At 58.2% G+C, this 14,003-nt stretch carries 11 protein-coding genes; 8 read left to right on the top strand and 3 right to left on the bottom strand.

Features of this window, described 5'->3' with window-relative positions:
• Positions 1-38 precede the first annotated feature (38 nt).
• The 3 genes from AZF01_RS08815 (at position 39) to AZF01_RS08805 (ending at position 6,085) form a co-directional block, all read left to right on the top strand.
• Positions 39-2,180: a beta-galactosidase gene (locus AZF01_RS08815; RefSeq protein ID WP_024707120.1), complete on the top strand. Its 2,142-nt coding sequence runs from the start codon at positions 39-41 to the stop codon at positions 2,178-2,180.
• Between the two features lie 107 nt (positions 2,181-2,287).
• Positions 2,288-3,448, top strand: coding sequence for an ROK family transcriptional regulator (locus AZF01_RS08810; RefSeq protein ID WP_024707119.1), 1,161 nt, complete (start codon positions 2,288-2,290; stop codon positions 3,446-3,448).
• Positions 3,449-4,132: 684 nt separating this feature from the next.
• Positions 4,133-6,085 (top strand): bifunctional diguanylate cyclase/phosphodiesterase, encoded by a 1,953-nt coding sequence (locus AZF01_RS08805; protein ID WP_024707118.1) that lies wholly within the window; start codon positions 4,133-4,135, stop codon positions 6,083-6,085.
• A gap of 217 nt (positions 6,086-6,302) precedes the next feature.
• Here AZF01_RS08805 and AZF01_RS08800 read toward each other — a convergent pair whose 3' ends face one another.
• The gene (locus tag AZF01_RS08800; protein ID WP_024707117.1) at positions 6,303-7,205 is read right to left on the bottom strand and encodes a LysR family transcriptional regulator; all 903 of its coding nucleotides are present in this window, start codon (positions 7,203-7,205) and stop codon (positions 6,303-6,305) included.
• A 91-nt stretch (positions 7,206-7,296) separates the two neighbouring features.
• Here AZF01_RS08800 and AZF01_RS08795 point away from each other — a divergent pair, with 91 nt between their 5' ends.
• The 5 genes from AZF01_RS08795 (at position 7,297) to AZF01_RS08775 (ending at position 11,529) form a co-directional block, all read left to right on the top strand.
• On the top strand, positions 7,297-8,313 hold the full coding sequence (locus AZF01_RS08795; RefSeq protein ID WP_024707116.1) for an NADP-dependent oxidoreductase: 1,017 nt from the start codon (positions 7,297-7,299) through the stop codon (positions 8,311-8,313).
• Between the two features lie 58 nt (positions 8,314-8,371).
• A complete protein-coding gene (locus tag AZF01_RS08790; protein ID WP_024707115.1) occupies positions 8,372-8,674 on the top strand; it encodes a putative quinol monooxygenase in 303 nt (100 codons plus the stop codon).
• Positions 8,675-9,101: 427 nt separating this feature from the next.
• On the top strand, positions 9,102-9,710 hold the full coding sequence (locus AZF01_RS08785; protein WP_024707114.1) for an urea carboxylase-associated family protein: 609 nt from the start codon (positions 9,102-9,104) through the stop codon (positions 9,708-9,710).
• Positions 9,711-10,085: 375 nt separating this feature from the next.
• On the top strand, positions 10,086-10,790 hold the full coding sequence (locus tag AZF01_RS08780; protein ID WP_371260678.1) for an AraC family transcriptional regulator: 705 nt from the start codon (positions 10,086-10,088) through the stop codon (positions 10,788-10,790).
• A gap of 112 nt (positions 10,791-10,902) precedes the next feature.
• Positions 10,903-11,529, top strand: a complete 627-nt coding sequence (locus AZF01_RS08775; RefSeq protein WP_024707112.1) for a histidine phosphatase family protein — start codon at positions 10,903-10,905, stop codon at positions 11,527-11,529.
• A gap of 80 nt (positions 11,530-11,609) precedes the next feature.
• On the opposite strand, the gene AZF01_RS08770 is transcribed toward AZF01_RS08775, so the two are convergent.
• The gene (locus tag AZF01_RS08770; protein ID WP_024707111.1) at positions 11,610-12,062 is read right to left on the bottom strand and encodes a GNAT family N-acetyltransferase; all 453 of its coding nucleotides are present in this window, start codon (positions 12,060-12,062) and stop codon (positions 11,610-11,612) included.
• Positions 12,063-12,888: 826 nt separating this feature from the next.
• The gene (locus AZF01_RS08765) at positions 12,889-14,001 is read right to left on the bottom strand and encodes an ABC transporter permease (RefSeq protein WP_024707110.1); all 1,113 of its coding nucleotides are present in this window, start codon (positions 13,999-14,001) and stop codon (positions 12,889-12,891) included.
• Positions 14,002-14,003 lie beyond the last annotated feature (2 nt).

The raw sequence follows: 14,003 nt of genomic DNA, 5'->3' as shown, positions 1-14,003 counted from the left end.
GCGCCTCCCCGCATTGAGACTATTCTGAAGGTTTCGTCATGAAGAAGAAGAACAATCCCGCGCCGCTATCGGTGTGGCGTCCGATCAATATCGACCGCTTCATCATCGGTGTCCCGCATTATCCCGAACATGTGGACGAGAGCTATTGGGAGCGAGATGCCGAACGCATGGCGGCAGCCGGCTTCAACGCCGTGCGCATGGGCGAGTTCGCCTGGCATATCTGGGAACCCTATCAGGGCCATTTCGATTTCGATCTGTTCGACCGCTCCATCGCGGTGCTTGCCCGCCACGGCATCAAGACCATCCTCTGCACGCCGACGGCAACGCCGCCGCGCTGGCTGACAACAGCGCACCCAGAAATGCTGCGCGTCGACGAAAACGGACGGCAGGCAAGCCACGGCTCGCGCCAGCACGCCGACACCACCAGCCCGGTGCTGAGAGACCATTCCCGCCGGATCACCCGCGCGATGGCAGAGCATTACAGGGACAATCCGGATGTCATCGGCTGGCAGACCGACAACGAGCTCAACACCACGACCTCGCTGAGCTTTTCGGAAAGCTGTGCTGCCGAATTCCGCAAATGGTGTCACCTGCGCTACAAGACGATCGATGCGCTAAATGCCGCTTGGGGCGGCGATTTCTGGGCCACCCATTACGATAATTTCGATCAGGTCGTATTGCCGCTGCCGATGGCGCCCGGCCATGTGTCGCCCGGCCACCGTCAGGACTATCACCGCTTCCTCGCCGATGCGACGGCCGCCTTCCAGCACGATCAGGTCGAGATCCTGCGCGCCGCCAATCCGGACTGGTTCGTGTTTCACAATCTTGGGCAGCTGGAAGACATCGATTTCCGTGGTCAGTTCGGCGAGGATCTCGACTTCATCGGCTTCGACATCTACCCGATGCTCTATGACGAAATGCGACGCACGGGCGGCCATGCCTATACCCAGGCGCTGCAGCTCGATATCTGCCGGGCCTATAGCGGCAATTTCATCGTGCCCGAGCAGGCTTCCGGTTTCGGCAGCCAGCCGACATTTTCAACCATGACGCCGGAGCCCGGCGAGATGCGGCGCATGGCCATGAGTTCGGTCGCGCGCGGGGCCGACAGCCTGATGTTCTTCCGCTGGCGCCCCGCCCATTTCGGCGCGGAAATTTACTGGATGGGCATCATCGATCACGACGATGTCCCGCGCCGCCGCTACGAGGAGGCAAAGCAGTTTGCGGGCGATATCGCCGCCATCGAAAAGCATTTGATCGGCTCGAGCGTCCGCATGGATGTCGGCATCGCCGGCGCCGATTTCGACAATCAGGAAGCCTACCGCACCTATCCGATGGGCCTGCCGTCGCCGCTGGAAGACGGCCTCCTCCTGCATCAGAACCTCTACCGTCGAAACGTGGCCACCGGTTTCATTCACCCATCCGATGATCTCTCCCGCCTGAAAGCGCTCTACGTTCCGCATTTCCTGATGTGGGATGACGCCTGGACCGAGAACGTCCGGCGTTTCGTCGAAAATGGCGGAACCCTGATCGTTTCGGCGATGACGGGAACGCGCACCCGCGACAACCATATCCATCGCGAACTCGCGCCCGCAAACGGCCTTGCCGACCTGCTCGGCGTTCGGGTCGAGGAATTCGGCCGGATCGCTGCACCTGAAAGCGACGGTCTGTTCGAGCCGCCGGGGGCCGACGCCGGCTTCAGGGCTTCGGGCGTTAAACGCCTGCCCGCCTGCTCGGCCGGCCGGCGCTATCTTCTGCGCCATGGCAACACAACTTTTCCGGCAAGTCACCTCTACGAGAAGCTGATCGTAGAAGACGACGTGGAAGCCCTGATGTCCTGGGGCAATCGCTTCCTCGATGGCGAGCCCGCCGTTACGATGCGTCGGATCGGCAAGGGCAAGGCCATCTATGCCGGAACCTATCTGACCGACGAACTGACCGAAAGGTTGGCGGATCTGTTGCGCGACGATGGTGTCCTGTCGCTTCTGCCGGACGCGCCCGAAACCGTTGAAGTAACCGAACGCATCGGCGCCAACGGAGAGCGGCTGTTGTTCATCCTGAACACGACCGACGAGCCGGCGAACGTTACGCTTGCCGCGCCGGCGACAGATCTTCTGACCGGCACCAGCCATTCCGGCACACTCGAACTTGGGGCCTATGGGGTTTCTGTTCTGCAGCCGTGAAATAGGCTATAGCGATCAATACCGCGCCGCGCGACTGCGGCACGGTCCGATTTGCGGTCGCAGCCCTTCGCTGCGGCCGCCCTTGTTGAAATGGATGCCATTGAGAGATGAACCGCCGCGAGACGCAGAAAATCGACCAGAAAACCGGGCGGGCAATCAACAGGCAGATGATTTTGAACATCATACGCCGGTCCGATGGCCTCAGCCGCGCGGACATCGCGGCGCAGACGGGCCTTTCGGCCGCAGTCGTCGGCTTTGTGATCCGCGAACTTCTCGACGAAGGTTATCTTGTCGAAGAAAAACCCCGTGATAGCCGGTCGGGCCGTCGCCCGGTCCCGCTCAGGCTGAATGAGAACGGGCATCTGGCGATCGGACTCAAGATCAGCAGTCGGCGTCTCGACTGTCTTCTGACCGATATTGCCATGGGATCGCTGGACAGGCTCTCCATTGATCTTCCTGACGGGAACCCGGCCACGGTTGTCGCCCACGCGCGACAGATTGTCGATGAAGTCGTCAGCCGCCAGAATGGACCGAAACGTCCGATCCTCGGCGTCGGTCTCAGCCTCCCCGCAAGAGTCGATCCAGACAAGGGTATCTGTATCCGCTCGCATCGCCTCGGCTGGAACGATGTTCCGATTGGTCCGATGATGCGTGAAGCGCTCAACCTTCCGGTGTTCATCGAAGACGACACCCTGGCCTACGGCCTCGCGCACGCACTGTTCGGGATCGGACAGAACCTGGGATCTTTCTGCGCACTGGCCGTTGGCGAGGGAATTGGCTGCGCCTCGATCATCGATGGTCAGGTCTGGCGTGGCAACCTGGGAAACGCGGGCAAGGTGGGGCATGTTTTTCATCAAGACGGCGGGCCGTTCTGCGAATGCGGCCGGCGCGGCTGCCTCCAGACCTTCTACGCCGCAACGGCACTCGAGGAGCGCTGGAGCAAAGAGGGCGGCAAGTCCTCGCTTTGCGAGGCGTTGCAGAATGCCGATCAGGAAGCGCAGGCGCTCGTTGCAGAGGCCGGCGCCGTCATCGGTCAATATCTTGCCAACTGGGTTACCGTCGTCGATCCCGAGCTAATCGTTCTTGGCGGCGAAAGCACGGCATTCGGCGAGGCCTTTCTCGTGCCGATGCAGGCCGCGCTCGATCATTTCTACTACCGCGAACAGGGCCCGCGCATCGTGCCGGACGATACCAGCTTCTACTGGACGGCAGGTGCCGCCGCAGTCGCCATCCAGCACGTCTTCAAGGATCCCTATCCGACCTCCTGAGTATCTGAAAGGCTTCCGCACCCGTAGCGAAACCAAGATATTGATGAAGCAAAGAAACGCATTTCATAAGGCTCTCCCACCGCGGCTCAGTTTTGTTGCGCGGGTGACGACTAATGAACGGCATTTTTGCCACTGGATCTTCCATAACCGGACGATCAGGCAGCGGCCCCGTTTCTGCCGGTCGGCAGTGCACGCCCATTTCGGTCGTTCAGAGATTGCTGACCCGACACGCAAAGCTGCCGTTCATTGCACGATGTGCGAATGACCGTTGAGGGCGGTTTGGGGACGCTGCACAGCAAAGATGAGCAGCAGGCGAACGGGAGGTCCGAGCCGACCAAGGTCGGATCGTAGCGATGCTATACTGCTATGTGCAGATGCACCTTCAAACCAGCCCATTTCTAGCAGAACTCTTCAATTCGCACCCTGATCACTTCGCTGGGGTTCAGCACAAGAATGTCCTTGGACTGTAGGCGGTCGCCCGGTGCGTTTCGGGGGAGCCGGTCAGTTGTAGAATTATTTAAAATGTATATTTAGTATAAGGCGCCGGAATGACGCCGCATAACTTTGACAAATGCGTTTTGCAGATACGTTCTAAGACGGGCGTATTATATTTTTGAAGTCGAGCACCATAACTCATGAAACGACTGGACAATTGTGTGGAGCTCGATCAGGCGGAACACTGCAATGACGATAAAAAAATACTGGGATAAGGCCAGCCGGTTTATGGCGGTTCGATCCGATAATCCTGAGCTTCTCCAAGCTCAATACCAATCGTTCGCCCGCCAAATGCCCATGATGTACCTGATACTCATTGCCAACACCTGGGCGCTTGCTATCACACATATGGCTGAAGCACCAATTTGGCTGACGATGCTGATACCAACAGCGTTCACCGTGACTGCTGGCACCCGTATTGTGTTCTGGTGGAAAGTGAGGAACACATATCCAAGTCTTGAAGCCGCGCAAGCCGCTCTGAAACAAACCAACCGCATCGCCGCCATTCTGGCTATCACGTTCTCCGCTTGGGCTCTCTCGCTGTTCCCCTATGGCGATCCCTATGCCCAGTCACATGTCGCCTTTTATATGGCGATCACGGTCATCTCCTGCATCTTCTGCCTGACCCATCTGCGGTCCGCCGCACTCTTAGTGACGGGCATTGTGAATGGGACATTTGTGGCCTTCTTTTCGTCGGTTGGGCAGCCCGTCTTTATCGCTATATCTATCAACGTCGCCCTTGTTTGCGTCGTAATGCTGGTCATTCTCATGACAAATTACCGAAACTTTGAGAAAATGATAATAGGGCAACAACAAACGCAAGCCCTCAGCAAAGAGAACCTGCGTCTGGCAAATCTTGACAGTCTTACCAATCTTGCCAACCGCCGTGCGTTTTTTGCTCATTTGCCCACCAGCATCGAGGCCGCGAAAGAAAACGGAACACGATTGGCACTTGGTGTGATGGATCTGGATGGATTCAAGCCTGTCAACGATATCTACGGCCATTCAGTTGGTGACAATCTGCTGATCGAAGTGGCGGCGAGATTATCGACACTACCACCCAACTACCGTTTATACCGTCTTGGCGGAGATGAGTTTGCCATTATTGTGATGGAAGCAGCCGAAGACGACCTCCTTGTTGTCAATTCCAACAAGCTGCTGGAACGACTGCTTGTTCCGTTCATTTTGCCCGAAGCGACGGTAAGGATATCGGCGTCCATGGGTATCGCCGTTTATCCTGACATCGCTTCGACCAAGGAACAACTGTTCGACCGCGCAGATTACGCGCTTTACCATGCAAAACGGAATAGGCGAGGCGCAGCTGTCCTGTTCAGTGCAGAGCATGAAAGTCGGATCAATGATGACTCGCGCATCGAACAAGCGCTCAAGCTGGCAAATCTTGCAGATGAACTCTCTGTGGTCTTCCAGCCTATCATTAATATCCGAACGCAACGCGTCTTGGGGTTTGAAGCATTGGCTCGCTGGAACAATCCAATACTGGGTCAGATCTCTCCAGCTCTGTTCTTTCCTATTGCAGAACGCGCTGGCCTCAGCGGCTTCCTAACAGAGCATTTGCTGCGACATGCACTGGTAGTCGCAAAAAAATGGCACAACGATATCCGTCTTTCCTTCAATCTATCCGTGCATGATTTGAACTCCCATGATGGCGTCCTTGCATTGGTGGGCATCATCAAGGGCAGCGGCTTCGATGCGCGCCGCCTGGATCTGGAAATCACAGAAACGGCCTTTATGCACGACTTCGAGCAGATGAAACAATCGATTGAGACGCTCAACCTACTGGGCTGCGGCATCTCGCTTGACGACTTTGGTACCGGTTATTCCAGCCTTTCGCGACTGCATTCCTTGCCGCTTACCAAAATCAAAATTGACCGGAGCTTCGTAACTGATCTTCACAAGAAACCCGCGAGCTACAAGATCGTCAAATCGCTTCTGGCGCTCGGCCACGATATGGAACTGGATTGCATTATTGAAGGTGTTGAGACCAAGGAAGAGTTGGCGGCACTGGAGAAGCTCGGCGGCACAATCATCCAAGGCTTTCTATTCTCACCTCCGATGTCAGAACAAGACCTTGAAGGCTTCCTATCCGGTAATCCTCCCGTTTTTAAGGGTTCTTCTCTGTAGACTCCCGCACCATTTTCAGTTTCTGTGCGGGCATTAAACCGCCGATGCGCTTAGGATAGCTGCGGAAAAATGCCAGCTTGCCGCTTATCATTCTCCAAAACCAGACAGGCCGGCCCCTTTTCTGCCGGTCCGCAAGGAGCCCCCAAATCAGACGTTCGGGGCTTCAGGTGCCAAGTCCTGAAAGCGGACATTGGACCTCTATGCGTCAACGCAGAGCCTATTGGCCTTCCAATAGGGTATTCAGAAATGCGCGGACTGCAGGATTGGATCGCCGGCTCTCCGGCCAGACCGCCGTGATGTTGTGACGCTCGACCGAGTAGTCGGACAAGACGGGAACCAACTCACCGCGCTTGACCCAAGGCGTGGCCATGAAGCTGGTCGCCATGCCGATGCCGGCTCCGGCTGAGACGGTCGCGAGGACGGCTTCGCTCGCATCGACCACGATCGGAGACGACGGCACGACCTCAATTTCCCGCTCGCCGACGCGAAAAGGCCAGCGGAACAGTTGCCCGCTGTTTTGATAGCGCAGATTGACCGTCTGATGATCGTGAAGGTCATCGGGATGCGATGGCACGCCTGCTTGGGCCAGATAATCCGGCGCGGCATAGCAGCAAAGGCGATGCGCCGACAGTTTCCGTGAGAGGAGGCCCGAATCGGGAAGGTCTCCGATCCGCACTGCGAGGTCGATCCCTTCTTCAATCAGGTCGATCCGGTGATCGCTCAGCCTGAGGTCGATGGACACCTTTGGATGCAGCGCGCGAAAACGTGGCAGCACCGGCGCGATCACATGCAGTCCGATCGGAAGGGAAGTGGCAAGTCGCAATGTGCCGGCAGGGTCCGACCGCGCTGCCTTTGCCGCCTGTTCGATCTCCTCGGCATCGCGCAACAGTTTCAGTGCGCGCTCGTACAGGTCGCGGCCCTCATCGGTGAGAGTGAGGGAACGGGTGGTTCGGGTAAAGAGCGAGACACCCAGCTGCCGCTCCAGACGCTGCACGCTCTTGCTGACCGCCGAAGGCGAGATCCCGAGCGACCGCGAGGCAGCGGTATAACTTCCCAGAGAACCAGCACGGGCAAAGGCGATAAGGCCGGTCAGTCGTTCAAGTCCAGTTTGTTCCTTCATGGCACTATTAAAGCGACTTTGAGCATCATTATCAATCTCATGGCACACACTTACATTCGGTCAACGGCAACAATAACAAAGGAAGGTTTCGATGACCGAGATCATGAACGCAGTCCGACTGCATGAATTTGGAGCCCCCGAGGTACTGCGCTACGAGGAGGCGCCGAAACCAGTGGCCGGGGCGGGTGAACTGATTGTCCGCGTGCATGCGGCAAGTCTCAATCCGCCGGATCTCTATCTGAGAGACGGCTACCGGGCGCTTCCTCCCGAATGGCACCCCAGCCCGGACTTCCCGCTCATTCTTGGGACAGACATTTCCGGTGTGGTCGATGCAGTTGGCGAAGGCGTATCGGATTTCCAAGTCGGTGACGAAGTCTACGCGATGGTGCGGTTCCCGCATGATTTGATGACCGGCAGCGGCGCATATGCCGACTTTGTCAATGTCCCGGCCTCGGATCTGGCGCTGAAGCCGGCCGGCATCAATCATGCCCATGCGGCCGGCGCGCCGATGTCGCTTCTGACGGCCTGGCAGTTCCTCGTCGAGCTTGGCCACGATGCCCCAAACCCCTTCCAGGACTTGGCTCATGCGCCGGTGGCGCTCGAAGGCAAGACGGTGCTGGTCAATGGTGCCGGAGGAGGGGTAGGCCACCTGGCGGTGCAGGTGGCAAAGTGGAAGGGCGCTCACGTCATTGCGGTTGCCTCCGGCAAGCACATGAATTTGCTGCGCGATCTCGGCGCCGATGTCGTGATCGACTACACGAAACAGGACGCTGAGACAGCCGCGCAGGATGTGGATCTGGTGATCGACGCGGTTGGAGGCCCCGACATGGAGCGATTCCTCAAGGTCCTCAGGAAGGGAGGTGCCCTCTATCTGGTGAACCCTCTCGGCTTTACCGGACAGGAAGAAGCGGAAAGGCTCGGCGTCAAAGTGTCCTCCACGCAGGTTCGCTCCAATGGTGCTCAATTGGCAGAAGCTGGCCGTCTTCTTGACGAGGGAACGGTCCGTATCGTGATCGACAGCCAATTTCCGCTTGCCGAGGCTGCGGCCGCGCATGAGCGAGCCTCAAGGGGAAGCATCCAGGGCAAGATCGTTCTTTTGGCCAACTAACTCATGCCTCCCCTGGACCATGACAGTTCAGGGGATCTTTTTCCAGAGGAAGACCGAAATGCTGATTGTAACCGGATACATGCATGTCGATGCCGCTGATCTCGCGGATTTCGTCGCTGATCTGAACGCACTGGCAATTGCCACGCGTCAGCGAGTGGGCAACATCTCCTATGATGCGGCGGTGGATGATCCTCGCGCCGGCCGATTGCTGATCGCAGAACGTTGGGCTGACCAGGCCGCGCTCATGGCTCATCTTGCGGCTGAAGATACGACGGAATTCATCGCGCGTTGGAGCGGACGATCACAAGGCGACATTCGAAAGTACGACGCCTCGAATGAACGAGACCTTGCTGACGACTGACCCGTGCCAAGGCGTGATGCCACGGACGCATCGCTGCTGACGGCCTGGGAAATGGCAGACAGCAACGCGCCCCCATTCCGGACGGTCGATTGACACTTTTGTTTCCCGTAAGCCGACATTGCCTATGGTCGCACAAATTAGTCAGCTATCTTCCTAATTATCAAACGGACAGCAGGTCAGCATGGGAGGAGCGAGTGCTTTCCGGCTGTATGGGTCAAGGCTCCGGCCCTCCGACGGCGGTCGGGTTCATCTCGGCACGAATACGCCTACAGCCGCCAGTCCGCTGCAGGCCCCGTTCAAGCCGATATCCGGATGCCTTTCGAAGAACGGGTTTCGGACTGCGGGCAAGCCAAGCTGAACAACCAGATGGGGGTCGTTTTTGGTCGGGGTCTACGTTAGAAGGGGGCCTTTGAGATAGGAAAGCTCCATGCCAGCGCGTCGCCATGTCGATATCGCACCACAGTCGGGTGGTAGCGTTCGCCTATTCACGGGCGAGACCGTCCGTGTCATCGATCTGGAAGGCCAACAGGTGGCGGACCTGTGGGCGTTCGCCGTGGACGGTGGGATCGTTGACTGGCTCAGTGTCTCACAGACCCGCGACATCACCGAGCGTCTGTTCCCAACGGTGGGCGAGAGCTTCTACAGCGAACAGGCCGTGGTGCTTTTGACCCTCGTGGAGGACAACTCGCCCTGTCCACACGACATGCTGTTCCCGGCCTGCAACCATCGCCTCTACGATCGGGCGGGCTATCCGAACCATCCGAATTGCCGGGACAATCTGCTGACAGAGCTTCGGAGCGCCAGAATCGACGTGCCGATCTTCCCTGATCCGGTGAACTTGTTCCAGCGATCCGAGCCTCAGGCGGACGGACGGCTGGAGGTGCTTGCCTCGGACAACCCGCCAGGCGGGAACGTACTCTTGCATGCGGACAAGGATCTCCTCCTTGTCGTCACTGCCTGTTCCGTCGACTACCACCCAACGAACGGGGATCGATGCACTGGCATCAGGCTCGAAATATCACCAGGCAGCCAATGACCGCTTCCGGGCAGATGTCGGGAAGCGCGGGACGACATTGATGGGGTCGGAAGCGGTCATGGAGACCGCCCGCGCCCATGGCAGGTATTTCATCCTCAACCTCCGGGACCCGACGATCCGAAAGCGGCCCCGTTTCAGCCGGTCCGGAAGGCGCCGCCAAAACAGCCATCGAATGGAACTCGGGGAGCCGCCGCCTCAAACTGGCGACGGCTCGGATCGTGGCAGCGGTGCGGGCGTAGGGTTCGCTCAGCCGGCCAGCGCGACAGCGTCGGCGCCTGCGGCAAGACGCATTGGGCATGACGGATCGGTCGCTGCCCGCCACACGGCCTCCGCGACATCGGATGATTGCGTCCTGGGGGCATCCGGATGCTGCATTTGGGCAACGACACCCTGAGCAAAACCGGCATAAGCCTCGGGGAAACCCCCTTCACCCTGTATGCGCGCCATGGCGATCCGGATGGTCCGCCCAATATGCGCGCTCTGATCGGCCGGCTGGCCTTCGGATCGCCGGATGCGGCTTTGCTGGTCGCCCTGTTGCCCGGGCTTATTCACGTGCGCGGCCAGAAGCGACTGGCCAGAATCGTCGAACTGATCCGAAGCGAGGCGTTGGACGACAAACCTGCACGCGCCATGGTTCTGGAACGATTGCTTCAGGTTCTGCTGATCGAGGCCTTGCGTTCAGCATCTGACAATTTGGCGGCACCGGGTTTGCTGCGCGGCCTTGCGGACAGACGGCTGGCAGCCGCAATCCGCCACATGCATGAAGACACCAACAAAGATTGGACGGTGGAGCAGCTGGCCAACGAAGCTGCCCTGTCCCGTTCGGTGTTTTTCGACAGGTTCCGCAAGGAAGTGGGCCTATCGCCGATGGAGTATCTGCTGTCCTGGCGCATGGCCCTGGCGAAGAACCTTCTTTGCCGGAAAGAAGGCGGGATCAAGGAGATAGCTGAACGGGTGGGCTATGGTTCGGCCAGTGCGTTCAGTGTTGCCTTCACCCGCTTTGTTGGCATGCCGCCATCGCGGGATGCGCGCGAAGGCGCGAAAAGCATGCCGCCTTTTTCTGATCATATGTGCAAGTAGCGACGGCTTCGGGTAAGAACTTGCAGCTTGCCGACAAGTTGCGGGGGGCCACAGCTTCGATCTATGACGGGCCGAAAATGTACGAACGAAAAGGCTTAAAGGTTTGGCTAACGTGAAAGAGATCTTCGTGGTGACACACACTGAGGCGACCCATCACCTGGAGAATAAGGTTGGGGGTTGGCACGACAGCGACTTAACTCATCGCGGCTTGCAAGAGGCAGAGGCCGTCGCAGAGCACCTTGCAGTCCTGATCGGCACAGGCGAAGTCGAGATTTACAGTTCCGACCTGAGACGTGCGGCTCAGACGGCGGCTGCAATCGCCAACCGTATGGGTCAGACAACGCAGGAGACCTCAGCCTTACGTGAAATCAACTACGGGGTCGCGGGTGGCAAACCCCAAGAATGGCTGGATGCACGTTACACCCCGGCACCAGATGATAACAGGCTGGATCACGATTGCGGCATTGAAGGCGCTGAGACGCGGCGCGACGTTGCAAACCGAGTGTTTCCTTTCGTCGATGAAGTTGTGGGACGTCCCTGTCAGACACAGATCATCGTGACGCACGGCTTTACGCTAAGCATGGTCGTCGCGGCGTGGATGAGAATCCCTATCGACGCGGCAGGTTTCGTTGCTTTCCCTGTCAAACCGGGAAGCATAACCCAGCTCAGACAAGACGATTTCTTCCAAAACCGAGCTGTAATCTCCATAGGGGACGTGGCCCATTTTTCCGGATTTTGACCGTTGCGATGTGAGGTCCATATGCGGTTGAGCGACCAACAAAGTCAGTCGGGCGGCGATTCACACCGCCCGACCAACTGCTAGCCGATCAAGCGAAGGCGCGCGTTTTCGAAAGCGTAGCCATCATCATCAAGAGGACGGCGTGACAGCTCTCGAAACCCAAGCCCGATGTAGAAAGCTACTGCCTGCCGGTTGGCGGTGTATACCTCAAGCTCCAGCTTACCTTTGAGGCTCAGAGCGTGAGCGACAAGCTGGCGTCCGATGCCAAGCCCTTGCCGATCGGGAGCAACAAAAATTCCGCCAATGAAGGTGTCGAGCAGGCCGATGAAGCCGCACGGGTGACCACCCACGCATGCCACCCACGTCTCAGCACTAGGCAGATATTGATCTTCGATCAGCGCTCGTTGCGCAAGCAAGCGCCGTTCGCCGATGAAAGGATGAGCCAATAGAGATGCATCGAGCCAGATGCGTGACAGCTTTTTCAAATCGCCTTCCGGCGCATAGGGCCGGATTACGACGTCATGATTCTTCATGAAAACTCCGAAGAAGATATATGCAAAAGGTTCCGGCAGCCAAGTCTTGGTGCCAGGTGAAGCCGCTATTTGCGGTCGGAATCACAAGCCTCTGCGCATAAATCTCCTTCTGCTGTCCGCCCACTTCTAAGCCGCTGCCGAAACGCGGTCAATGACCAAAACGGTGTCGGAAGCGGTCATGGAGACCGCCCGCGCCCATGGCAGGTATTTCATCCTCAACCTCCGGGACCCGACGGTCCGAAAGCGGTCCCGCTTCTGCCGCTCCGGAGAGCGCCTCGTAGTCGGTCGTTCATGCAAACTGCGTCTTCACCGATAAGCAGACACTTGAGACCGTAAGTTTGAGCTATAAACGGGCGCGCTGCTCTCCTTTATTCTGCAACACTGCCTTCCAAACGCTTAAGCGCCGCCAACGCGTGGCGCGCGAAACGATGAACCCGGCTTCGGCCTCGAAGCCTTTCGATGTCGCTTCGATCTCCATAGATCGCGACCGCGTCGAACGCGAACGTCATTCCATCCTCCCTGTTCGGGACACGGTGGTAGAACTGAGCATCAACTCCGTCGTCAATGAAGCATCGTGATACGGCTAGGCAGTCCGACGGATAGCATGCCACGAAATCTAGCAGCCAACCCGGTCGGCGAGAGAACCGAGCCGTCGACACTTAGGTTGGCGAAGCCGATTAGCCAAGCAACCTCAACAGGGCGGCAGGCCCCTCTTCTCTCAGAACCATTTCGTCAACCGCTCGCACCAAAATGGTTCAATTATACGTAAAGCCGCTCCAACAGCAGTTTAGTTATCAGCGCTTCGATAGCAGCGGATACGCACTTATTACTGCAGAAACCCGCGGAAACGGCGCAGCGCGATGGAAAAGAGCGCCAGCCCGAGGACGGCCAGCCAGACGAATTGCGGCCAGACGACATCAAACCCCGCGCCGCGAAACAGGATGGCCTGCGACATCGTCACATAATGGGTATTGGGCGCCAGCAGCATGATGTCCTGGATGAATTGCGGCATGCTTTCGCGCGGCGTCAGTCCGCCGGACAGCACCTGCAGCGGCAGCAGCACCAGCATCAGCAACAGACCGAACTGCGGCATCGAGCCCGCCACCGTCGCCAGGAAAATGCCGAGCGAGCACATCGCGAACAGCATCAATGCGCTGCCGGCCATGAACAGCGGCATGGAGCCGTTGACGGGCACGCCGAGAATGCCTTCAACCACGATCACGAGGGAAAGCGTCGCGGCCACGAGGACAACGAGGCCGATCGACCAGATCTTGCTGAGCACGATTTCAAGCGCGGTGACCGGCATGACCAGAAGGTGCTCGATCGTGCCATGCTCGCGCTCGCGGATCAGCGCCGCGCCGGAAAGGATCATCGACAGCATGGTGATGCTGGTGATGATGTTGATGATCGAGCCGAACCACATCTGGCTGAGCTGCGGATTGTAGCGGGCGCGGATATCGAGAGAGACCGGAATTTCGCTGCCGCCTGGAGCACGGTTAAGATATTCGCTGACGGTATTGTCGATGATCTGCTGGATGTAGGTGTTGCCGGTAAAGGCCTGCGTCATGCGCGTGGCGTCGATATTGAGCTGCAGCTCCGGCTTTCGACCGGCAAGCACATCCCGTTCGAAATTCGTCGGGATATCGAGCACAAAGGTCGATGTTCCGCTATCCAGCCGGGCGTCCATCTCGGCGGTGGTAATGATTTCAGGCTCGATGAAATAGGGTGGATAGAAGGCATCGACAATACGTTGCGACAGCGCCGAGCGATCCTCATCGACAACCGCGATCGCCGCGCGGTTGAGCGTTTCCGGCATCGCCGAGGATTCCATGTAGATGGACAGCGAAAAGGCGTAGACGATCAGGATGATCATCAGCGTGTCGCGGCCAAGCCCCCGTAATTCCTTGATGCCGAGCTGGAGGATGTTGGAGAACCGCATGA

Origin of the sequence: Martelella sp. AD-3, from assembly GCF_001578105.1 — a bacterium.
Classification (GTDB): Bacteria; Pseudomonadota; Alphaproteobacteria; order Rhizobiales; family Rhizobiaceae; genus Martelella.
The sequence above is the reverse complement of the archived record's forward strand: the minus strand, read 5'-3'. Positions and strand labels throughout refer to the sequence as shown.

What these genes read in the sequence shown, in the direction of transcription:
- AZF01_RS08795 (WP_024707116.1), top strand. Translation starts at nt 7,297, where the DNA reads ATGACCGAGATCATGAACGCAGTCCGACTGCATGAATTTGGAGCCCCC.
- AZF01_RS08765 (WP_024707110.1), bottom strand. Translation starts at nt 14,001, where the DNA reads ATGCGGTTCTCCAACATCCTCCAGCTCGGCATCAAGGAATTACGGGGG.
- AZF01_RS08800 (WP_024707117.1), bottom strand. Translation starts at nt 7,205, where the DNA reads ATGAAGGAACAAACTGGACTTGAACGACTGACCGGCCTTATCGCCTTT.
- AZF01_RS08815 (WP_024707120.1), top strand. Translation starts at nt 39, where the DNA reads ATGAAGAAGAAGAACAATCCCGCGCCGCTATCGGTGTGGCGTCCGATC.
- AZF01_RS08810 (WP_024707119.1), top strand. Translation starts at nt 2,288, where the DNA reads ATGAACCGCCGCGAGACGCAGAAAATCGACCAGAAAACCGGGCGGGCA.
- AZF01_RS08805 (WP_024707118.1), top strand. Translation starts at nt 4,133, where the DNA reads ATGACGATAAAAAAATACTGGGATAAGGCCAGCCGGTTTATGGCGGTT.
- AZF01_RS08770 (WP_024707111.1), bottom strand. Translation starts at nt 12,062, where the DNA reads ATGAAGAATCATGACGTCGTAATCCGGCCCTATGCGCCGGAAGGCGAT.
- AZF01_RS08785 (WP_024707114.1), top strand. Translation starts at nt 9,102, where the DNA reads ATGCCAGCGCGTCGCCATGTCGATATCGCACCACAGTCGGGTGGTAGC.
- AZF01_RS08790 (WP_024707115.1), top strand. Translation starts at nt 8,372, where the DNA reads ATGCTGATTGTAACCGGATACATGCATGTCGATGCCGCTGATCTCGCG.